Genomic DNA, 22350 nt, shown 5'->3' on the forward strand with positions numbered 1-22350 from the left:
CTATGACGATCAAAACGCTTATCGCGCTGGGCCTGCCGTGCATTACGCTGGCGGCGGGCGCGGCTTCCACCGGCGCTAATCCGGCCCTGCAGGCGCTGTTCGACCAGGCTAACTACTGGCATCAGAAGGCGCATGACGAGCTGGCGCGTGACGCGCTGAATAAGGTGCTGATGGTGGACGGCAATAACGTCCAGGCTCTGTATCTGATGGCGCTGTGGGCGCAGCAGAGCGGCGATAAAACAACGGCGTCCGCCTTCCGCGAGCGGCTCAGCAAAGCGTCGCCAGAGGATACACGGCTGAGCGAGCTGGATAACGCCCGTCAGCTTCAGTCCATCCCTGCGGCGCAGCTGGCGCTGGCGCGTCAGCAGGCCCGCAGCGGCAATATCGCCGCCTCGCTGCAAACCTGGCGCAACACCTTCAGCGGCAACGAGCCGCCGGCCAGCGTGGCCGCCGAATACTATCTGACGATGGCGGGCGACCGCACGCTGCTGCCGCAGGCGGTTGACGCGCTGCGCCAGTTCGCCGCCGCCCATCCGCAGGATACCGGTGCCAGGCTGGCGCTGGGCAAGGCGCTGACCTACGACGCCGCCACCCGACGCGAAGGCATGGAGACGTTAAGCGGCATGGCAGAGGGCAATGACGATGCCGATCGCTCGCTGCGCCAGGCGATGCTGTGGCTGGCCGCGAAGCCGGAAGATGCGCCGCTCTACCAGGCGTGGCAGCAACGCCATCCGCAGGACAGCGCGGTAATGGACTATTTCCGTAAAAACGCGGGCGGTGCGGAAAAAGGCGAAGGCTTTACCGCGCTGAACAGCGGCGACGTGTCCGGTGCACAGAACGCCTTCGATCATGTCTTGCAGGCCAATCCCGAAGACGCCGACGCGCTGGCGGGGCTGGGCTATGTGGCGCAGCGCAGCGGCAACTATGCGGCGGCCGCCGACTACCTCGAACGCGCGGCGAAGCAGGGCGGCGATAACGGCCAGCAGCGCCAGCAGCAGGCTGCCGATGCCCGTTTCTACGGCCAGCTGGCCGCCGCGCAGCAGGCGCTGAAGACGGGCGACGTCGCGCAGGCGCTGAGTCTGAGCGAGCCGCTGAGCCAGGCGGAAGGCGAAAAAGGCATGGCGGCGAAGCTGTTCCGCGCGGACGTGCAGCGCCGCAACAATCAGTTGGACGCCGCCGAACAAACCTATCGCGCCATTCTGCAAAGCGATGCGGATAACCGTCCGGCGAAGGAAGGCCTGTTTTACGTGCTGCGCCAGCAGAACCGGGGCAGCGAGGCCAACGCGCTGCTCGCCGCGCTGCCGGAAAGCGTGCGGGCCAGCGTCGCGCCGCGTCCCGGTGTTACCAGCGATCCGCTGCGCCGCGAAGCCAAACAGGCGGCGCAGTCCGGCCATCCTCAGCGGGCTATTGCGCTGCTGTCCGCCGGGATGCAGCGTTTTCCGAACGATGCCTGGCTGCGGCTTGACCTGGCTCGCCTTTATCAGCAGCAGGGAGACACCGCGCAGGCGGCTGGCGTGATGCAGCCCGCTTTCCGCGCCAGCGCCGGCAGCAGTGAAATCTATGCCGCCGCGCTGTTCGCCAGCGAAAGCGGTGCCTGGCAGCAGGCGCAGTCGCTGCTGGCGCGCGTTCATCAGCAGAACGGCGACATGCGTGAACTTTCTCGCCGCGTGAACTTCAATCTGCAAATGGCGGTCGCGCAGCAGTATCTGGCGCAGGGATCGACGGTCGCAGCGGCCAACACGCTGCGGGCGCTGACGGTGAATCCGCCAACCAACCCGGCGGATGCGGGCAGCCTGGCGAAAGGGCTGGCCGACGCGGGCGATCTCAATGCGGCCGTCGCCGTGGTGCGCGGCAATATGCAGCGCGGCGTGCAGGGCAACGCGGGCGATTACGCGCTTCAGGTCGCGGTGCTGAACCAGGCCGGACTGAGCGGCGAAGCGCAAAGCTTCCTGAGCAGCCCGACGCTTCAGGCTAACAGTACGCCAGACCAGCTGGCCGGTATCCAGAACGGCTATCTGATCAACGAAGCCGAACGTCTGCGCACTCAGGGCAAATATGCGGCGGCCTACGACAAGCTGATCGGCGCGCTGCAGCGCGATCCGCAGAACAGCGATCTGATGTTTGCGATGGGCCGCCTTTATCAGTCCGGCAAAATGAACAAAGAAGCGGGCGTGGTTTATGACTATCTGATGACCCGCGACACGCCAATGCAGGATGCGCGCGTGGGCGCTATCGACGTGGCGCTGGCGACGCACGACCTAGCGAAAGCCAAAGCGCTGATGGCGGGATTACAGGGCGAACAGACGCCGGAGCGCCTGCTGTTGATGGCGCGCGTGGCCGAAGCCGACGGTGACCACCAGCAGGCGCTGGCTTATCTGCGCAGCGCGCGCGGCAGGATGATTGGTGTGCAGGGTGGCCCGACGCCGGTGATTGGTGGCATGGCGCTGGCGGATAACCCGTTTGTGGATCGCACCACGCTGATAGCGCGCAAATCGCCTTCCGCCTACGGCGGCGTAATGCCGTGGCAGCAGGCGCCGACGGGTAATGGTGCCGACACCGAAGCAGCCTCACAGCAGGCGCGAACGCTGCACCAGATCGATACCATGATAGACGGCTTACAGGAACGTACCGGCAGCTGGGCGCAGGGCGGTGTGCAGGTCAGAGGACGCGACGGCGAAACGGGCCTGAGCAAGCTGACCGAGGCCAAAGCGCCGCTGAGCTGGTCAAGCGTGCCTTACGGCGATACGCGCTTCAACTTTACGCTGACGCCGGTGACGCTGAACGCGGGCAGCGCGTCGGGCACGTCGCTCGCGCGCGTCGGCACCCAGGCGCTGGAGCAGGGCCGCATCGCCCAGGCGAATAACAGCGCGCCTTCGGCCGTGCTGCTCAACTCGCCAGGATCGCAGACCGCCTCCGGTGTAGAGGTCAACCTGGGCCTGACCAATGACAACTTTAAGATCGACCTGGGATCGACGCCGCTGGGCCAGGATCTCAGCACGCTGGTGGGCGGCATCCAGTGGTCGCCGAAGCTCACCGACTATCTGACGCTGATCCTGACCGGCGAACGGCGCGCCGTCACCGACAGCCTGCTCTCTTATGTCGGCACCGAAGACAAGCTGAGCGGTAAAAAATGGGGCGCCGTCACCAAAAACGGCGGCAACGCGCTGCTGAGCTATGACAACGGCGACGCCGGTTTTTATGTTGGCGCAGGCGGCTACAGCTATATCGGTGAGAACGTTGCCAGCAACCAGAGCCTGAACGGCACGGCCGGCGCCTACGTGCGTCCTTATCACGACGGTAACAGCGAGCTGAAAACCGGCATCAGCATGAGCTGGATGGATTTCTCAAAGAACCTCAGCTACTACAGCTACGGCCAGGGCGGCTACTTCAGCCCGCAGGATTTCGTGGCCGTGTCGTTCCCGGTGGACTGGAGCAAAAACTACGACGATCTGAAGGTGAAAATGGGCGGTTCCGTGGGCTATCAGTCTTACTCCCAGGATCGCAGCGCCTACTTCCCGACCGATCCGGGCAAACAGGCAGAGCTGCAAAGCTACTATGACGCCGGTTACGCCACCGAGGCTTACTACGCGGGCGGCAGTAAAAACGGCATTGGCTATAATCTTCATGCGGGCGCGGATTATAAGGTCAGCAAGGACGTCACCGTTGGCGGTCAGCTGGGTTACGACACCTTTGGTGACTACAACGAGAGCACGGCTCAACTTTACTTCCGTTACAGGCTCGGAGACAAATAATGAGTGAATTTCAGGAACGTACCCTGAACTACTACCGCCAGCAGCAGTATCAGCCCGGCTGGTTCGATCTGCTGAGCCTGATGATTAACGGCATGCTGAACAACGCGGGCGAGCAGGAAAGCCACGCGTTTTTACGGCAGATGGGCGACAGCCTGGCCGGTCGTTATCCGCTGGGCGCGGCGCGCACCGTTGGCGAGCTGGAACAGCAGATCAATCTGGCGCTGGCGCGTTTTAACTGGGGTTTTGTCGACGTGCAGCCGCATGAAACCGCGATGCTGATCCACCATATGGCCCTGCCGTCGGCAGGCGGTCAGATGGATGACCGACAGTGGCGGCAGGCGCTGGGCGCGGTGCTGAGCGGCCTCTACGCCCGCTGGCTGGGCGAGCAGGGCGGCAGCCCGACCGTTTCGCTGACCTGCCTCGATACCGGCAGCACGACTGCTACTTTTCGCTATCAGCTGTAAGGAATCTATCCATGACTCTGCTCAGGGCGAGCGTATTGATGATTGTAATGGTGCTGGGCTGTATGCAGGCCAGCGCCGCCGACGGCTGGAGCACCTTTAAAAGCCGCTTTTTAACCAGTGAAGGCCGTATTCAGGATACCGGCAACAAAAATATCAGCCACACCGAAGGCCAGGGCTACGGCATGCTGCTGGCGGTCGCCAATAACGATCGCGAAAGCTTCGCTAACCTGTGGAACTGGACGCAAAAGCACCTGAAAAACCCGCAAAATGGGCTGTTCTACTGGAAATACGTGCCTGACGCGACCGATCCCGTAGCGGATAAGAACAGCGCCTCCGACGGCGATGTGCTGATCGCCTGGGCGTTGCTGCAAGCGGGCCAGAAATGGCAGAACAACGCCTGGCTGCAGGCGTCCGATGCTATTCAGCGCGCCATTGTCGCCAAAGAAGTGATTACCTACGCGGGCCACACCGTGATGCTGCCGGGCGATCGGGGGTTTAATAAAACCAGCTACGTGGTGCTGAATCCTTCTTATTTCCTGTTCCCGGCCTGGCGGGATTTTGCCGCGCGCAGCCATCTTAAGGTGTGGACGAACCTGATCGACAGCGGGATGGATCTGCTGCCGAAAATGCGTTTCGGCGACGCCGCGCTGCCAACCGACTGGGTAGCGCTGAACGCTGACGGCAGCGTCGCGCCCGGCATTGGCTGGCCGCCGCGCTTCTCTTACGATGCTATCCGCGTGCCGCTTTATCTCTACTGGTACGATGCGCAGAGCCTGCGGCTGGTGCCTTTCCAGCATTTCTGGACGGGCTTCGCGCGTGGTAAAACGCCCGCGTGGATCGACGTCAGCAACGGTAATAAGGCGCCTTACAATATGGCTGGCGGCCTGCTGGCGGTGCGTGATTTAACCCTGAATCAGACCGGCTACCTCAGCGACCAGCTGACGGAGGATCAGGATTATTACTCTGCCAGCCTGCAGCTGCTGGCCTGGCTGGCTTATAAGAGCCAGTAATATCCTTTCCGTGACGATTGACCTTCCGCAACGGCCTGTCTGTTGCGGAAGGTTTCCCGTCAGCCGTCGTGCGCGTTCTCTTCGGCGATACAAGACCACCTCCTTCCCCGCCTGAAATAATTAACAATTTGAATACCCTACTAATTTTTACCGCGTGCCCGGCAAAATTGGCGACGGTAAACCCCTTGTATTGATCCGGCTATAGCGGCTTACTGGCCGCCCCTGAAACTGACCGGATACCCAGATGAGCCTGCTACTGCGCGCCTCTGCGGACGACCAGAGCGCACAGCAGCAAGCCGTCGTCACTCTCACCCTCGGCATCTTTTTTGATGGCACGGGCAATAACGCGCTGAACGCCCGCAGCAGTCTGGAGACGGGCGGCCCTGCGCCGGAGGACAGCGAAGCGCTGGCGGCCTGGCGGCAGGCCGCAAAGCAGACGCTGGGCTTTCGCGATAGCGCCCTCGGCAGCCATATTGGTCACTACACCAACATCCATCGGCTGCATTCGCTGTACGCTACCGACCTTGCGGGTGGGCAGAGCCAGCAGCGTCTTTATATCGACGGCATCGGCACGGAAGCGGGCGCGGCGGACAGGGCGCTGAATATGGCGTTCGGCACGGGCAGCCGGGGCATCGTGGCGAAAACCAACAAAGCCGTTGCCGCGCTGGTTGAGGCGCTGCGCAATTACGCTATCCGCCAGCCGAACCTGGTTATCAACGAGCTGCAATTCGATCTTTTCGGCTTCAGCCGGGGCGCCGCCGCCGCGCGCCATTTTGCCAATCGCGTGTTTAATGGCGACAGCGCCCTTATTGAAGCGATCGAAAGAGGGCTGGAGGGCGTGGAATATCGCGGTTCGCCAGCCGGGAAAACCCGTTTTCTGGGCCTCTTTGATACGGTAGCCGCCGTGGCGACGCTGGCGAACGGTCTGAACCCTAACAGCGCGGACAGCGGCGACGTCAATCTGGCGCTGCGGCCCGGCGTGGCGGAGAAAGTCTTTCATCTTACCGCGCAGCACGAATGCCGCTTTAACTTCGCGCTGAACAGCGTGCGGCCTGCCTGGCCTGAGGTGGCGCTGCCGGGCGCCCATTCGGATATCGGCGGCGGCTATCACGCTGTCGAACAGGAAAGCTGTTTTCTGACCCGCCCGCAGTTTGAAACCGTGCCGCTCTCTACCCCGGACGAAGAGACCAGGGTCTACCGCGCCGCCAGCAAAGCGCTGGAGGCCCTGCGCGGCTATCCGGCGATTGCGCCTTACGTTGATAACGGCGAGGTAGAAATACGCAGCTGGTTTGACGACAGGATGCCCGCCGATCGCTACGGAATGCTGCAAAAACGCAGCGGCGCGGCGGCGGTACTGCGGCGCACCGTGCGCAACGACTGGGCGAAAGTGGCGCTGAGGGTGATGATGGAGGCGGCCCGGGCGGCGGGCGTGGTATTTACCGCTATTGATGGAGCCGACCAGGCGCTGGCGTTACCGGATAAGCTGCTGCAGCTGTGTGACAAAGCGCTGGCGCTGAGCCATGCCGCTCGCCACGGGCGGGAAGCGGTCGGCTTCAGCGAGGAGGAAATCGCTTTACTGGCGGCAGACTATCTGCACTGTTCGGCCAACTGGAACGAGGTGCAAACCGATGCTGACGGCAACATTATTCATGCCGTCAGGCCGGTTGAGCAGGGTGCTTTCGTTAATCGTCCCGATAACCGCTGGCGGCGCACGGTGTACGATCTTAACGGCAAAAAAATGACCTGAGCAAAAAGGGGCATCGACCGATGCCCCTCAGACTGCTGACAAACCTAAATAGCCGAGGTATCCTGGCGTTTTTTACAGCAACTCAGCTGTTTCTCAGCGGCAGAGGCTGAGCGGATAGGCGGTCGCGCATGGACGCGCGAAACGAGCCTCCATGGACGGATTCACGGCGTGTCCGTGTTCCGATCTGCCTCTGCTGCTTTTCACCGGCCTGAAAGCGACTTGATGGCGGAGAATGAGTTTGTCAACAACCTCAGGGGCATCTGCCGATGCCCCTTCCGCTATTGCGGATAGGCCACCCAGTCGCCGCCGTTCAGCCGGATCCACGGCTTGCCCTGATACATCATCACCACCGCGTTGTCGTTTTCCGACACCACCTGCGTTTGCGGCAGGTTTTCGGTCAGCACCGACATATTGACGTTGGCGGCGTTGAACACCTGGCCGTCCACCACGCGGGAAACCAGATCGGAGAGCGCCAGCAGGCTGGTCGGCGCCTCCACGGTCATCGGCTGCGCCTGGTGCGGCGCTTTCATCCCGGCAAACTTAATGCCGACGGGCACGTGCGTGATGTTCGGGCTGGGAATATCGCGCAGGCCGGACATCTGCATTTTATCGCCCTCCAGCGCCGCGCCGTGCTCCGGCACGATCATCACCATTACCCGACGACCCGATTTATCCAGATTGGTCAGGAAGGTATCAAGCTGATCGAACAGCAGCTTAGCGCGCGGCTGCCAGGCGGCGGTTTTGGTGCTGCCCAGCTCGCGGGTGCCGTCGTGCAGTGGGATCAGGTTATAGAAGGTGGCGGTGCGGGCGTCCGCGCTCTTCTGCCGTTCATCCAGCCAGCGCTGCATCAGTTCGCCGTCGTTAAAGACCGGCGTGCTGTCGAACGAGGTCCAGGACGCGCTGATACCGGCCTGCGACATCAGCGGCGCCTGCAGATCGCCATCGTCGCGCAGCTCCTGCAAATAGTTACCGAACACGCCGGTATGATCCATCATCAGCTGCTCTTTAAAGCCCAGCTTTGCCAGGTTATCGAACAGATAGCAGCGGCGATCGGTCGGCTTATAAAGATCGCTGTGCGAGGTTTGGCCGCAGCTGGCGCGCAGCAGACGGATCCCCGCCGGGCCGCTGTAGCCGGTGGCGGAGTTATAGTTGTTCAGCACGATATCGAAATGCTTCCACAGCGGATGATCGCGTAGCTGAGCCACTTCCGCATCGGACCACGAGAGCGAGCAGATGTTGACGATCAGAATATCGAACGGCGCTGAATCGGCAGGCAACGTGTCGGGAAAAGTCGTTACGCGCTGTTTTTCGCTGGCGTAAAACTTATTCAGATAGGCGGTCAGGTTGGCGCTGGTCGGCGGCGCCGACTGATCCATCGCGTTGGCGTTGGCCGCGGCTTTGTTCGGCTGCGCCGCGGTATTCAGCGCCACCGGCGGCGTCGCCTCTTTGGTCGGCAACAGCGCGAAGGAAGGCCCGGCCATATTGACCACGTTGATCCACAGCAGCATCAGCGACACCAGCACCGACACGCGCACCCACTGGGAGACAAACAGATAGATCACCAGCATCACGAACCCGGCGCCAATCATCTGCCAGTTAACGAAACGGTTAACCAGATCCAGCAGATAGGCGCCGGAGAAACCGGCCAGCTGGCTGCCTTCGCTGAGAATACTTTGCGGGCCGGGCAGCCAGGTATCGTGCCAGAACAGGCCCAGGCCGATGGGAACGGAGATCCAGTTGCGCCAGCGGTGCAGCCGCTCGTTGGGCAGCGGCAGCAGCAGCCATGCCAGAAATACCAGGTTGGTCAGGGCGTGGAAATTCAGATAACCAAACCACAGCAGCGCGAATTTGATCAGGAAATAGAAATTCCAGCCGCCGAGACCGCGCCAGTGCAGCAGGAGCGTTGGCTTTCGGGTCTTTGGTTGACTCATGTCTTATCCGATTTTGAAGAGTTACGCCGCCAGAGGCCTTCGTACTTCAGCGCGCGAGGCGGCGTGACCCGCAGCACCAGTCCCCGCCACTGCCTGGGCAGCCAGCGGGCGTAAAAGGGTTTCAGTAACAGCAGCAGCAGCACCGCCAGGATCAGGATTTGCACTCCATCCATTAATGTCATGTCGTGGTGTCCTGGCCAAGGGTGATATTGTGCGGCTGACGGCGCGCCTGCGGAGCGGTCACGGCCGACGCCGACGGCGCGGCGACAGGCGCGGGCGCATCCCGCCAGGCGGTCGGCACCTTGCTGGTCAGCTGGCGGACTTCCGACAGGATCTGCAAGTCTTCATGCCAGACCAGCCGGTTGGTAAAAATCTCGTCGTGCGGCAGATGAAAAATAAATTTCAGTGCGGTATTCAAATCGCTGAAGCGGCAGGAGGAGAGAAACAGATAGAGCCGGTCGTCCAGCAGGGTAACCAGATCGCCGTAGCGACGCGGCTTACACAGCGTCAGCGCCTGCTCCGGCTTCAGCTCCGGCACGGGACGCAGCGCCACCAGCAGCCCTTTGCCGTTTTCCGGCAGCAGCGTATTGTTCACCAGCAGCGTCACCGACTGGCAAAAGTCCGCCAGCGGCAGATAGCCACGCGCCTGCAAAGGCTGCATCGACTTCATCAGCGCGCTGAGATCGCCCGGCACGTGGCGGTTATAGGATTGTCCCTGAATGCCTTCCAGCATGGTCAGAAAGCGCGACATGGTGGCGTTGATCGGCACGATGCTGTTGACGCCGCAGGCCAGCAGCAGCCGCTCGTCGCTGTAGCGCAGCGACGCCCGCATTTCCCGCACCACGATTTTCAACCCGCTGCCGCGCGTGCGGCGCAGGCTATGGATCTGTTCCGCCAGCGCCGGGATCTGGTCGTTGTGCTGTAGGCTGAAAATCACCGTTGCCGCGCTGGCCTGCTGCGCGCGGTTGTGCAGTTCCGCATTGCTGTCAAACAGCGTCCACTGGCTCGACAGCGGCGGCGCGCCTTCCAGTACTGTTTTCTCCGCCAGATAGAGCGCTTCGTCGTTCAGCGTCAGCGGCGTGCTTTGCTCTGCCTCCAACAGCCTGAAGTGGTCCATATTCAGATCCAGACGTAATGCGCGATCGGCCAGCATTCCGCCGCTGTTAGCCCACCAGTTGATGCGGTAATCCCAGCAGTCCTGCTGCCAGTCCAGCTGCGCCAGGCCATCGACATGACGATAAAGACTTTGCAGCCGGGTGCGCAGCGCGTTGATTACTGAACCAAAGCTAATGATTAGCAGCGTGATGGGTTTAGCATTAAGAAAGTGTTGTATCTTTTTTGTCCACAGCCGCAGCTCGTCCTGAGTTAACTTTTCCCACAGGGAAGCGGGGGCAAAAAACAGGACCAGACGAGGTTTTTCTGACAACACGCGAGCCAGATCGTCGGTAAAAGCGTGCAGCGCCCGACGGGTCTCCGGCAGAGAGAAAAGCGGGATGGCCGCAGGCCCGCCGACGGGCGCGGGCGAAAGCAGCGTATCCGGTGCCAGGCCTGACGCTATCAGCGTAACGGTATGCTGCGCGGCGATACACTGACGGGCCAGACAACGGGCGTCTTCCTGACGGTTGGCCGTCAGCCAGTAACATCCCGACGGCTGCATCAGCATCAACTCATCTCTGACCTGTTCAAATCCTAACGTAAATGGAGGTGTCATAAGATATTTCGCAACCCGGCTTGTTCTACGGCTAGAGTGTAGTCCAGTTAAAAAATGAAGTAGCATCATTGTATTCTGGCTAATATACATTACAACTTATAGCAAACCGACCTGCACCCGACCTAAGAATTTTCTTGCTCGGGGGGAATTTTTTGCTGCCTTCTGGGGCTATCTCTATGAGTCAACAGTCTGACAAAACGCGGCCGCTGGCGCGTGGAACCCAGGACGATATTGCGCAACTGGAACGCGCTTTTTCGCTACAGAACTGGCGCTATATCGATATCGATCGCCAGGAAAGGCTGGCCGGGATCCTGGACCGCTGGCCGCTGCTGGCCGAGCTGGCCGAGCTGGCCGATCCTACGTCGTCCGGAGAGCAGTAATGGCGGTGATTGCGCTACAGAGCGTCAGAGGCGGCGCCGGGGCGACCTCGTTGACCGCTGCTTTTGCCTGGGCGCTCAATCAGCTGGGCGAACAGGTCATTACCGTCGATTTATCGGCCGATAATCTGCTGCGGATGCACTTTAATATGCCGGTGGGGCAGTCGCGCGGCTGGCTGCGGGCGGCCATGGACGGGCAGCCGTGGCAGCAGAGCGCGCTGCGCTACGCGCCGGGGCTGGATTTTGTGCCTGCGGGGCGGCTTAACGACGATGAACGGATGGATTTTATTCGCCATCCGGAAAAATACGCCCACGCCTGGCTGACGCAAATCGACGCGTTAAGAAAGCTCTACCCCTGGATCCTGCTCGACGTGCCCTCTGGCGATACGCCCTGGACGCGAGCCATGGTGGCGCTGGCCGACCATATCCTTAGCGTGGTGACGCCGGACGCTAACTGTCATATTCGTTTGTTTCAGCAAACTTTCCCCACCAACACGCTGTTTCTGCTCAATCAGTTTTCCCCGGTCAGCAAGGCGCAGCAGGATCTGCATCAGCTTTGGGTCAACAGCCTGAACAACTTTATTCCTTTAACCCTGCATCGTGATGAAGCGGTGGCGGAAGCGCTGATGAGCAAGCAGCCGCTGGGCGAATACCGGCCACACAGCCTGGCAGCGGAAGGCATGATGACCTTCGCCAGCTGGGCGCTGATTAATCTGCAGGCGCGCGCATGAGGTCGCTGCACTGGCTATTGATGCCCGCCGCAACGGCGGCGCTGCACGAACGCTATGCGGGCTATCGCCAACACGGCGCGTCGGCGGCAACCGCCGCGCTCCAGTGCTTCTGGGTCACGCTCGGCTGGGCCTTCCTCCGTTTTGAAACGCCAGCCTGGCAGCGGGTTCAGGCGCAGCGTCGCCGCCTTTATCCGCATATTTCGCCGGAAAGGCCGCATCCTGCGGATATTTTACGCTATCTGCTGCAAACGCTGTGGCTGCTGCTGGTGGTTCCTTTTAACGGCGTCTCGCTCAGCGAGCGTGCAGGCCGCTATACCCTGAGAACGCCGCGCCAGCGCTTCTATAACTGGCTGGACAAGCTGCCGGAAAAAGCGGCCGCGCGCGACATGGAAAAGCGGGTTGAACGCCAGCTGCGTCGCGTGCCGCCAACGCTGCGTAAAGCGCTGTTCGGCGTGGCGATTGCGATCGCTACGGCGCTGGCGCTGCTTTGCATCTCGCAGCCGTTCGATCTCTTTACGCAGTTTATCTTTGTCGCGCTGCTGTGGGGCGTGGCGATGGTGGTACGGCGCATCCCTGGCCGCCTGTCGACCATGATGCTGATCGTGCTGTCGCTGACGATTTCCTGCCGCTATCTGTGGTGGCGCTACACCTCGACGCTGAACTGGGACGATCCGCTGAGCCTGACCTTCGGCGTGCTGCTGATCGCGGCGGAAACCTATGCCTGGGTGGTGCTGATCCTCGGCTATTTTCAGACCCTGTGGCCGCTTAATCGTCCGCCGGTTTCCATGCCGGAAGATATCAGCAGCTGGCCGACGGTAGATCTGCTGGTGCCGACCTATAACGAGCCGCTGAGCGTGGTAAAGCCCACGCTGTACGCCGCGCTGGGGATCGACTGGCCTAAAGACAAGCTCAATATTTACGTGCTGGATGACGGCAATCGCGAGGAGTTCCGCGCCTTTGCGGAGAAAATCGGCGTGCACTACGTGGCGCGTCCAACGCATGAACATGCCAAAGCGGGCAATATCAACCACGCACTGCGTACCCATTGCCGCAGCGAGTTCGTGTCGATTTTTGACTGCGACCACGTGCCGACGCGCTCGTTCCTGCAAATGACGCTGGGCTGGTTTGTGAAAGACCCCAAACTGGCGATGCTGCAAACGCCGCACCACTTTTTTTCGCCCGATCCTTTTGAACGCAACCTGGGCCGCTTCCGCCGGACGCCGAACGAAGGCACGCTGTTCTACGGGCTGGTGCAGGACGGCAACGACGTGTGGGACGCCGCGTTTTTCTGCGGCTCCTGCGCGGTGATCCGACGTACCGCGCTGGATGAAATCGGCGGCATCGCGGTGGATACCGTGACCGAGGATGCGCATACCTCGCTGCGCCTGCACCGCAAAGGCTACACCTCCGCCTATATTCGTATTCCGCAGGCGGCCGGGCTGGCGACAGAAAGCCTGTCTGCCCATATCGGGCAGCGCATCCGCTGGGCGCGCGGCATGGTGCAGATTTTCCGGCTGGATAATCCGCTGACGGGCAAAGGGCTGAAGCTGGTGCAGCGGCTCTGCTACGCCAACGCCATGCTGCACTTCCTTTCCGGCATTCCCCGGCTGATCTTCCTGCTCGCGCCGCTGGCTTTTCTGCTTTTTCACGCCTACATCATTTTTGCTCCCGCGCTGGCTATCGCCATTTTCGTGCTGCCGCATATGCTGCACACCAGCCTGACCAACTCGCGTATTCAGGGCCGCTGGCGACACTCGTTCTGGAGCGAGGTCTACGAAACGGTGCTGGCCTGGTATATCGCGCGGCCGACCACGGTGGCGCTGTTCAATCCGCATAAGGGCAAATTCAACGTGACGGCCAAGGGCGGCCTGGTGGAAGAGCAGCATCTCGACTGGGTGATCACCCGGCCCTATATGCTGCTGGTGCTGATTAACGTCGCCGGTCTGATAGCTGCCGTCTGGCGGCTGAACTATGGCCCGCCCACGGAAATCCTGACGGTGCTCGTCAGCGTGGTCTGGGTGATTTACAACATGATTATCCTGGGCGGCGCGGTGGCGGTCTCCGTCGAGGCGCGCCAGCTGCGTGAAGCGCACAGGGTAGAGATCGCCATGCCGGCGGCGCTGGCTCGTGAAGATGGCCATATGCTGCCGTGCACGCTGCGCGACTACTCCGACGGCGGCGTCGGCCTGGAGCTGCGCGAGGAAAACCAGCTGAAGGAACATGAAAAGGTCTGGCTGCTGCTGCGGCGAGGCCAGCAGGAATTCAGTTTTCCCTGTGTGGTGCAGCGTACCTTTGGCCGCCGCGCCGGGATCCGCCTGCATGAGCTGACTACCGGACAGCACGTGGAATTTATCCAGTGCACCTTCGCCCGCGCCGATACCTGGGCGCTGTGGCAGGACAGTTTTCCTGAAGACAAACCGATGCAGAGCTTCGCTGACATTATGGTGCTGGGCTTTAAAGGCTATCTGCGCCTGGCGGAGTACGGCCCGCAGCCGCTGCGCGGGCTGTTTGCCGGGCTGACGCGTCTGACCAGCTGGCTGGCTTCCTTTTTCCCGAGGGGCCCAGGGCGACCCGATCCCACGATCCACTGACGCAAAGTTGATGATGAAACGATGACGAGAAAACTACGCTGGTTCACTGCTGTTCTGATGGGCGTTATGCCGCTGACCTGGGCGGCGCCCGACTCTGCGCCGCTGCCGATGACCGCTACGGACGCGCCTGCCGCGCCGGTCGCTGTCGATCCCGCCGCGCCGGTACGCGATGTGACGCGCACTTTTGCCCAGATCGCGCCGCCGCCGGGCGTTTTCACGCTGACCGGCACCCGAACCCAGGGGCAGATTGAATTCGGCGTGCGCAGCGACGAGCTGGTGACCAAAGCGCTGCTGACGCTCAGCTATCGCCCTTCGCCTGCGCTGCTGCCTGTGGTTTCGCATCTTAAGGTCTATCTGAACGATGAAATGGTCGGACTGGTGCCGATCGCGCAGGATCAGGCAGGCAAAACCAGCCAGATCCAGCTGCCGCTGGATCCGCGTTTTATCAGCGACTTTAACCGCGTCCGGCTGGAGCTGGTCGGCCACTACGCCAATATGTGCGAAAACCCCGCTAACAGCGCCGTCTGGCTGGATATCGGCAAGGAAAGCTCGCTGGCGCTGACGCTGCAAAAGCTGCCGCTGCAGGACGATCTTTCGCATTTCCCGGAGCCGTTTTTTGATTCGCGCGATAACCGTCCGCTGATCCTGCCAATGGTCTTTGCCGGCGCGCCGGGCCTGGGACAGCAAAAAGCCGCCGCCGTGCTGGCTTCCTGGTTCGGCACCAAAGCGGACTGGCGCGGGCAGTCGTTTCCGGTGCTCTATAACCAGCTGCCGGAGCAGCAGCACGCGGTGGTGTTTGCCACCAACGACCAGCGGCCGGACTTTTTAAAAACGCTGCCGCCGGTGGATAAGCCGACCATTGCCATCGTCAATCAGCCGCAAAATCCCTGGGAGAAAATGCTGCTGGTGATGGGACGCGACGATAACGATCTGCTGAAGGCGGTGCAGGGGATTGCGCAGGGCGAGGTGCTGCTGCGCGGGCAAAGCGCAACGGTGGACGAGGTGAAAGAGCTGATGCCCCGCAAGCCGTATGACGCGCCGAACTGGGTGCGCACCGACAGGCCGACCACCTTTGGCGAGCTGCAACAGTATGCCAACCAGCTACAGAGCGACGGCCTACAGCCGAACCCCATTGCGCTGACGCTGAAACTGCCGCCGGATCTCTTCCTGGTGCGCGCGCGCGGCATCGATATGAATATCACCTATCGCTACACCACGCCGATGCAGGAAGACGGCTCCCGGCTGGCGGTTAACCTGAACAACCAGTTCGTGCAGGATTATCCGCTGTCGGGCAAGCACGACCACGGCAGACAGCTGCTGCGCATTCCGCTGGTGCAGGGTCTGACCGACAGCAGCACCCAGTTGACCATTCCGGCGCTGCGCCTGGGCGTGGTAAACCAGCTGCGCTTCGACTTCGATTACGCCAGCCTCTTTTACGGCGGCACCTATAACAGCGCCACGAAAGAGAGCCGCTGCGCCACCGTTACCCCGGTGTCCAATCACGTGGTGATTGATGATAACTCCACTATCGATTTCTCCGGCTACCGCCACTATATACAGATGCCGTCGCTGCGCGCCTTCGCCAACGCGGGTTTCCCTTTCAGCCGCAATGCCGACCTGGCACAAACGCTGGTGCTGGTTAACGCGCGGCCAGAGGCGGACAAGGTCAGCGCGCTGCTGAACGCGCTGGGCAATATTTCTGCGCAGACCGGCTATCCGGCGCTGAAAGTGAAAATGACCGACGACTGGAGCAAGGCGCAAGAGCAGGATGACGATCTGCTGATGATTGGCGAAATCCCGCAGACGTTGAAGGACGACAGCAAAATCAACCTGCTGGTGGACGCGGCGAAAAGCTGGGTCAATAAGCCTAATCGCCAGAACGACTTTTCCACGCGGCCTTTGTCGACTGACGACATGTACGCGGAAAGCCAGACCACCATCAGCTCCAGCGGGCCGATGGCGGCGATCGTCAGCTTTAAATCACCTTTCCACGACCAGCGAAGCGTGGTGGCGCTGCTGGCGGACAGTCCTCGCGCCTGGCAGCTGCTGAACGGCGCGCTGATCGACAGCGGTAAACGCGCGGCGATTTTCGGTTCGGCCTCGGTGATCCGGGAATCCGGCGTGAACAGCCTGCGCGTGGGCGACACCTGGTATATCGGCCATCTGCCGTGGTGGGAGCGCGTCTGGAACGCGCTGGCCACGCATCCGATTATGCTGGCCGCGTTTGCCGCCGTGGTGGTGATCCTGTTCGCGCTGCTGCTGTGGCGTTTAATGCGCAGCATCAGCCGCCGTCGCTTAGGCGATGAGGACGATCTGTAATGAACCCGCACTGGCTGGCACCCGCGCTGCTGCTGCCGCTGAGCGGCATGGCGGCCGAGACGGCGCAAGTTTCGCCCGTTGACTGGCTGCTACAGCAGGTGCGCGTCGGCGAAGCGACCAACAAGTTCGATCTGGTCAGCCAGTCGCTTTATCGGCTGGAAAAGATTGCGCCGGACAATCCGCAGGTGCTGGCGGCGCAGATCCGTCAGGATTTGCGCTCGGGCCAGCAGGATCGGGCGCGGGAAAGGCTGACGCGGCTGAAAACAATCGCCCCCGACGCGGTAGCCACTCGCCAGGCCGAAGCGAGCCTGCTGCTGGTTGCCGAAGAAGGACGACAGCAGCTACAGCAGGCCAGACTGCTGGCGGCTTCCGGCCATCTTCCCGAGGCGCGAGCGGCCTGGGACAAGCTGTTCCACGGCGTGTTTCCTTCCAGCGATCTCGCGCTGGAATACTGGCGGCTGGTGGCTCGCCTGCCCGAGCAGCAGCCGCTGGCCTTAACGCAGCTGGAGGCGCTGGATCGGGACGCGCCGGGCAACGTCAATGTCAAAATGGCGATTGCGCAGATGCAGCTTAGCCAGGACAACCGCGCGGCCGCGATTAAGCAGCTACAGGAGGTCGCCAACGAACCGGCGGGAAGGACGCAGGCCGCCGAGCTGTGGCTGAACGACATCAGGTCGCAGCCGATTACCTCGCATACCGTGGCGCAGCTGCAAACCTATCTGCGCACCTTCACCAGCGATAAACCGCAGGCGGACGGTCAGCTTGAGCTGGCGCGGCAGGAGCAAATGCTGGCGGATCCCGCCTATCAACAGCGGCTGCGCGGACTGGCGCTGATCGATAAAGGCGAGAGCACGGCGGCGATCCCGGCGCTGCGGGCGGCGCTACAGGCCAGCCCCAACGATCCCGATCTGCTGGGCGCGATGGGTCAGGCGCTGTCGCGCGCTAACAAACGTGAAGAAGCGGACGGCTATTTTCAGCGCGCCGTGGCGGCAGATGCGCAGGGCACGGACATCGGTAAGTGGCAAAGCCTGCTGCAATCCAACCGCTACTGGCTGGCGATTGCCGCAGGCGACAAAGCGCTGGCGGCAGGCGACGTTCGCGGCGCGACGCGGAGCTATCAGCAGGCGCAAGCTCTGGACAACACCGACGGCTACGCGCTGATTGGCCTGGGCGATGTGGCGGTGGCGCAGAAAAATGCCGACGCCGCCGAGGCGCTTTTCCGCCGCGCGCGCCAGCTTGATCCGGACAACGCCACGGCGACGCAGCGGCTGGTCACGCTCTATCAACAGCAGTCGCCGGAAAAGGCGCTGGCCTTTATCAACGGCCTGCCTGCGGCGCAGAAGCGCTCGCTTGGCGCGACGCTCGCCAGCCTGCGCAGCAGCACGCTGAGTGCGGAAGGCGATAAACAGGCGGCGGTCGGGCGCTGGGCAGAGGCGGCGGAACAGTATCGCCAGGCGCAGCAGGGCGCACCGGATGATATCTGGCTGAACTATCGGCTGGCGGGCGCGCTGCGTCAGGCGGGCCAGCCTCAGGCGGCGGATCGGCAGATGGCGGCAATGGCGCAGCGCCAGCCCGGCGTGCCGACGCAGGCCTATGCTTACGCGCTCTATCTTTCCGGCAGCGATCGCGCAGAGGAGGCGATGCGGCAGCTCCAGGCTTTGCCCGCCGCAAAATGGGACGCGAACATTAAGGCGCTGAACGATCGGCTGGAAACGGACAGGGTTATTGCCCGCGCCGAAGAGCTGCGCGCCAACGGCCAGGAAAGCCAGGCCGTTGCCCTGCTGGGCCAGCTGCCGCCTTCCAGCCGCATTGCGCTGACCGAGGCGGACTGGGCGCTGGCGCGCGGCGATGCGCAGCAGGCGCTGACGCGCTATCGCGACGTTGGCGAGAAAGAGCCGCAGAATAACGACGCGCGGCTGGGCGAAATCGAAGCGCTGGTGGCGTTAGGGGATCTGCCCGCCGCCAAACAGCAGTTGCAGGCTTTACCGTCGGCCGTAGCGGAAGCCAGCGTCAATACCGGACGGCGGGTGGCGAACGCGGCGCAAAGCGTCGGCGATACCGCCCGCGCCGCCACGCTGTATGGCCTGCTCAAGCCAAAGGCGGCGCAGGAGATGCCTTCGCAAAGCAGCGCGCTGGTGTTTCGCGATGCGGCAAGGCTGGAAGCGGCGCAGAACGATCCTGCCGCCGCGCAGTATGATTATCGTCAGGCGATGGTCGCCAGCGGCATCGCTACGACGGCGCCGCAAAGCACCGAAGACTATACGCGGCTGACGCGCAATAACGAGCAGGATGACTGGCTGAAGCGCGGCATCCGCAGCGAAGCGGCCGATCTGGCGCGCCAGCAGGACACCACGCTGACGCTGGCGGAGGATTACGCCAGAAATAAAGGCACCGGCGGCGTATCCGATTTCACCGCGCACACCACTATGGCGCAGGCGGAAACGCCGTTCGGCCAGGGCAAAGGCTGGCTGCGGCTGGATAACGTGGATATTTCAGCGGGCACCTTCTCGCCCAACAGCCTCGGCAATATTGATGAAAATTTCGGCACCTGCGCCAATGCTGACGCAACCTGCAACCGGGATTTCCGCCAGCATCAGAACGGCACCAGCGTTGGCGTCGGCTACAACAGCGACAAATGGTCGGCGGATATCGGCACCACGCCGCTGGGCTTTGAGGTAACCAACTGGGTTGGCGGCTTCACCTGGAACACCAGCCTGAGCGATCTTGGCGTGTCGCTCACCGCCTCCCGCCGTCCCATTTCCAGCTCGCTGCTGGCCTACGCGGGCGCGCGCGATCCCAATACCGCCAGCGGCAAAACCTGGGGCGGCGTGGTCGCCACCGGCGGCGCGGTGGGCCTGAGCTACGACAAAGGCGGCGCGCACGGCGTCTGGGCCGATATCAGCGCCCATCAGATCACCGGTGAAAACGTCAAGGACAACGCCCGTGAACGGCTGATGGTCGGCTACTACTATAAGCTGCTCAACGAAGACAACCGACGGGCAACTATTGGCCTGAACGGCATGTTATGGCACTACACCCGCGACTTAAGCGACTATTCGCTCGGCCAGGGCGGCTACTACAGCCCGCAAACCTATAACTCGCTGTCGGTGCCGCTCAATTACCGTCAGCGCACGGAAAACTGGTCGTTCGACGTGGGCGGTTCGGTTTCCTGGTCCCACTCCCGCACCCACGCGCAGTCGCGCTATCCGTTAAGTTTCGGCGCGCTGACCAGCGATAATCCGCAGGGCACCAGCAGCAGTAGCAGCGGCTTTGGCTATACGCTGCAGGCGGCGGTAGAGCGTCGGTTAAGCGCGCACTGGACGCTGGGCCTGGGAATGGATATTCAGCAGGCGGAGGACTATACGCCCAGCCACGGCATGATTTATCTGCGCTATTCCATGGCGGGTTGGGAAGGCGATCTCGATATGCCGTCGCAGCCGCTGACGCCTTATGCGGACTTTAAATAGCGATCTGTGTTGTCCGAGCGCCGATTTCCTGTCGGAAAACACCTAATCGACCCCTGGCTGCAAGGGATAACTTAACAAGCGCCTGTCATAGGATATACTCAGGGCTGTTTTTGCCGCCCGCTTTGGCGGCAGTCAGCTTTGCGGAGAACAGGCTTGCGCGTTAGTCGTTCGTTAACGATAAAACAGATGGCGACGGTATCCGGCGTCGCGGTGGTCACCATCCTGATTTTTATCGTCATTCAACTTTTCCATTTTGTGCAGCAGCGCAGGATTGACTATGCCCAGCAGATGGAAAACGTCGCGCATACCGTGCGCCAGCCGCTGTCGCAGTCGGTGCTGAAGGCGGATATCGGCCAGGCTGAACGTATTCTTAATTCCCTTAAGCCCGCCGGTATTCTGGCGCGCGCCGAAGTCGTGTTGCCCAACGGGCTACAGACGCTGCACACCGATTTTGAACCGACGAAGCCGGTGCCGAAGCTTATCGCCACCATTTTTGAACTGCCGGTGCAAATCACGGTGCCGCTCTATTCGGTGGGGCCTTCCAACCCCAAGCCGCTGGCGCTGCTGGTGTTGCAGGCGGACTCCTGGCGCGTTTATCAGTTTATCCTCAGCGCGCTCTCCACCATGGTGACGACCTACCTGCTGCTGGCGCTGATCCTGTCGGTCGCTATCAGCTGGTGCATTAATAAACTGATCGTCAGGCCGCTGCGCAGGATCGCCGCCGAGCTGCACGATCTGCCGCCGCAGGAGGCGATCGGCCATCAGCTGGCGCTGCCCGCCCGCCATCGCGACGACGAGCTGGGCATGCTGATCCGCAGTTATAACCACAATCAGCAAGTTATCGAGACGGTGCACGATGAGATGCGTCGTTTGACTACGCGCGTTGCGCTGACCAATCTGCCCAATCAGACGCTGTTCCTGGCGCTGCTTGAGCAGCACATCAACGCAATAGCGGATAAAGACGGCTTCACGCTGATGGTGCTGCGCATCGAGACGCTACAGGAAGCGAACGGCGTGGTGGCGGACGAGCAGCGCGACGCGCTGACGCTGACGCTGCTGGATAAAATTCGCAACTGCATCGACGGGCAGACGCTGACCGGCCAGCTGTCGGACAGCGATTTTGTGCTGCTGATGAAACGCGCTACGCCTGTCCGCGCCATGCGCATGGCCCGGCTGCTGCTGCTGCGCCTGACCCAGCCTGTTATGCTGCATGAGATGCAGATCCGGCCCAGCCTCAGCATCGGTATGGCGACGCGGGAAGACGCTCATCTGAGCGCGACGGAGCTGCTGAGCCGGGCGGCGTCGGCCATGATGTCGGCGCGCCTTGAAGGGAAAAATCAGATCCTCTTTTTCGATGCCACCATGACCGAACGGGCGCATAAGCGGCTGACGCAGGAGCACGATATTTTGCAGGGGCTGAGCGACGGGCAGTTCGCGCTGTTCCTGCAGCCGCAGATTGATATGCGCAGCGGCCAGCCGGTCGGCGCAGAGGTGTTGCTGCGTATGCGTCAGCCGGACGGCAGCTGGAGCCTGCCGGAAGACCTGATCGTCAGCGCGGAAGAATCCGGCGTGATCCACGCGCTGGGCCGCTGGGTATTTGAAGAGGCTTGTCGCGTGCTGGCTGGCTGGCAAAAACGCGGTATCACGCTGCCGCTCAGCGTGAATATTTCCGCCGTGCAGCTGCGCGAACCGGACAGGGTGGCGCATCTGCAAACGCTGATCCAACAGTATCAGATTGCGCCAGGCAGCCTGATGCTGGAGCTTACCGAAACGGCACAGGTCGGTGAACCAGCGTTGGCGCTGCGGCTGCTGAACGATTTGCAGCAGGCGGGCGTCGCTGTCGCGCTGGACGATTTTGGCATGGGCTACGCCAATTTAAACTGGCTGAGCCAGTTTAAGTCGCTGCCGGTCAGCAAGCTGAAGATGGATCGCAGCTTCGTCAGCCCGCTGCCGGAAGAGAACGCCATGGTGCGTATCGTGGCGGCTATCGCAGAGATCATGCAGCTGGAAGTAATTGCCGAAGGCGTGGAAACCGTTGAGCAGCGCGACTGGCTGCTGGCGCGCGGCATTCATATCGGGCAGGGCTATCTCTACGCTGGCGCGTTACCCATCGCGGAGTTCGAGCGCCTCTATTTTTAAGGGCGGGCTTTTGTGACTGAAAGAAACAACCGGCACGCCTTTGATCCCGGCCTGGCGGAAGCAAAAGTCGATGGTTGAAATATTGCACGCCAGGCGTAAAATGTAGTTACG

Annotated in this window: 13 protein-coding genes; 10 read left to right on the plus strand and 3 right to left on the minus strand. The window is 61.9% G+C overall.

Annotation, left to right across the window (positions count from 1 at the left end; genetic code table 11):
- Positions 1-2 precede the first annotated feature (2 nt).
- The 4 genes from ACVWZ0_RS01490 (at position 3) to ACVWZ0_RS01505 (ending at position 6973) form a co-directional block, all read left to right on the plus strand.
- Entirely contained in the window at positions 3-3752 is a 3750-nt protein-coding gene (locus ACVWZ0_RS01490; protein WP_253461164.1) for a cellulose biosynthesis protein BcsC, read from the plus strand.
- Complete coding sequence (gene bcsD / locus ACVWZ0_RS01495; RefSeq protein ID WP_253456512.1) at positions 3752-4216, plus strand: cellulose biosynthesis protein BcsD; 465 nt, start codon at positions 3752-3754, stop codon at positions 4214-4216. Before ACVWZ0_RS01490 ends, bcsD begins: the two co-directional genes overlap by 1 nt.
- A gap of 11 nt (positions 4217-4227) precedes the next feature.
- Positions 4228-5226: a glycosyl hydrolase family 8 gene (locus ACVWZ0_RS01500; protein ID WP_253456509.1), complete on the plus strand. Its 999-nt coding sequence runs from the start codon at positions 4228-4230 to the stop codon at positions 5224-5226.
- Positions 5227-5470: 244 nt separating this feature from the next.
- On the plus strand, positions 5471-6973 hold the full coding sequence (locus ACVWZ0_RS01505) for a T6SS phospholipase effector Tle1-like catalytic domain-containing protein (RefSeq protein WP_253456506.1): 1503 nt from the start codon (positions 5471-5473) through the stop codon (positions 6971-6973).
- Between the two features lie 278 nt (positions 6974-7251).
- On the opposite strand, the gene bcsG is transcribed toward ACVWZ0_RS01505, so the two are convergent.
- The 3 genes from bcsG to bcsE are packed head-to-tail and all read right to left on the minus strand — an operon-like array spanning position 7252 to position 10615.
- Positions 7252-8904 (minus strand): cellulose biosynthesis protein BcsG, encoded by a 1653-nt coding sequence (gene bcsG / locus ACVWZ0_RS01510; protein WP_253456503.1) that lies wholly within the window; start codon positions 8902-8904, stop codon positions 7252-7254.
- Positions 8901-9086, minus strand: coding sequence for a cellulose biosynthesis protein BcsF (bcsF, locus tag ACVWZ0_RS01515; protein WP_253456500.1), 186 nt, complete (start codon positions 9084-9086; stop codon positions 8901-8903). Before bcsF ends, bcsG begins: the two co-directional genes overlap by 4 nt.
- Positions 9083-10615 (minus strand): cellulose biosynthesis protein BcsE, encoded by a 1533-nt coding sequence (bcsE, locus tag ACVWZ0_RS01520; protein ID WP_253456497.1) that lies wholly within the window; start codon positions 10613-10615, stop codon positions 9083-9085. Before bcsE ends, bcsF begins: the two co-directional genes overlap by 4 nt.
- Before the next feature lie 176 nt (positions 10616-10791).
- Here bcsE and bcsR point away from each other — a divergent pair, with 176 nt between their 5' ends.
- The 6 genes from bcsR (at position 10792) to hmsP (ending at position 22239) form a co-directional block, all read left to right on the plus strand.
- Entirely contained in the window at positions 10792-10995 is a 204-nt protein-coding gene (gene bcsR, locus ACVWZ0_RS01525) for a cellulose biosynthesis protein BcsR (protein ID WP_253456494.1), read from the plus strand.
- Positions 10995-11723, plus strand: coding sequence for a cellulose biosynthesis protein BcsQ (gene bcsQ, locus ACVWZ0_RS01530; protein WP_253456491.1), 729 nt, complete (start codon positions 10995-10997; stop codon positions 11721-11723). The genes bcsR and bcsQ overlap by 1 nt, the downstream gene beginning before the upstream one ends.
- Positions 11720-14314 carry a UDP-forming cellulose synthase catalytic subunit gene (gene bcsA / locus ACVWZ0_RS01535; protein WP_253456488.1) on the plus strand — a complete coding sequence of 865 codons (2595 nt, stop codon included), beginning with the start codon at positions 11720-11722 and terminating at the stop codon, positions 14312-14314. The genes bcsQ and bcsA overlap by 4 nt, the downstream gene beginning before the upstream one ends.
- Positions 14315-14335: 21 nt before the next feature.
- Positions 14336-16633: a cellulose biosynthesis cyclic di-GMP-binding regulatory protein BcsB gene (gene bcsB, locus ACVWZ0_RS01540; protein ID WP_253456485.1), complete on the plus strand. Its 2298-nt coding sequence runs from the start codon at positions 14336-14338 to the stop codon at positions 16631-16633.
- Entirely contained in the window at positions 16633-20100 is a 3468-nt protein-coding gene (gene bcsC, locus ACVWZ0_RS01545; RefSeq protein WP_253456481.1) for a cellulose synthase complex outer membrane protein BcsC, read from the plus strand. Before bcsB ends, bcsC begins: the two co-directional genes overlap by 1 nt.
- 153 nt (positions 20101-20253) lie before the next feature.
- Positions 20254-22239 carry a biofilm formation regulator HmsP gene (gene hmsP / locus ACVWZ0_RS01550; protein ID WP_253456478.1) on the plus strand — a complete coding sequence of 662 codons (1986 nt, stop codon included), beginning with the start codon at positions 20254-20256 and terminating at the stop codon, positions 22237-22239.
- The last annotated feature ends 111 nt before the right edge of the window (positions 22240-22350 follow it).

The organism is Erwinia sp. TECH1, assembly GCF_054057575.1.

What these genes read in the sequence shown, in the direction of transcription:
- ACVWZ0_RS01490 (WP_253461164.1), top strand. Translation starts at nt 3, where the DNA reads ATGACGATCAAAACGCTTATCGCGCTGGGCCTGCCGTGCATTACGCTG.
- bcsD (WP_253456512.1), top strand. Translation starts at nt 3,752, where the DNA reads ATGAGTGAATTTCAGGAACGTACCCTGAACTACTACCGCCAGCAGCAG.
- ACVWZ0_RS01500 (WP_253456509.1), top strand. Translation starts at nt 4,228, where the DNA reads ATGACTCTGCTCAGGGCGAGCGTATTGATGATTGTAATGGTGCTGGGC.
- ACVWZ0_RS01505 (WP_253456506.1), top strand. Translation starts at nt 5,471, where the DNA reads ATGAGCCTGCTACTGCGCGCCTCTGCGGACGACCAGAGCGCACAGCAG.
- bcsG (WP_253456503.1), bottom strand. Translation starts at nt 8,904, where the DNA reads ATGAGTCAACCAAAGACCCGAAAGCCAACGCTCCTGCTGCACTGGCGC.
- bcsF (WP_253456500.1), bottom strand. Translation starts at nt 9,086, where the DNA reads ATGACATTAATGGATGGAGTGCAAATCCTGATCCTGGCGGTGCTGCTG.
- bcsE (WP_253456497.1), bottom strand. Translation starts at nt 10,615, where the DNA reads ATGACACCTCCATTTACGTTAGGATTTGAACAGGTCAGAGATGAGTTG.
- bcsR (WP_253456494.1), top strand. Translation starts at nt 10,792, where the DNA reads ATGAGTCAACAGTCTGACAAAACGCGGCCGCTGGCGCGTGGAACCCAG.
- bcsQ (WP_253456491.1), top strand. Translation starts at nt 10,995, where the DNA reads ATGGCGGTGATTGCGCTACAGAGCGTCAGAGGCGGCGCCGGGGCGACC.
- bcsA (WP_253456488.1), top strand. Translation starts at nt 11,720, where the DNA reads ATGAGGTCGCTGCACTGGCTATTGATGCCCGCCGCAACGGCGGCGCTG.
- bcsB (WP_253456485.1), top strand. Translation starts at nt 14,336, where the DNA reads ATGACGAGAAAACTACGCTGGTTCACTGCTGTTCTGATGGGCGTTATG.
- bcsC (WP_253456481.1), top strand. Translation starts at nt 16,633, where the DNA reads ATGAACCCGCACTGGCTGGCACCCGCGCTGCTGCTGCCGCTGAGCGGC.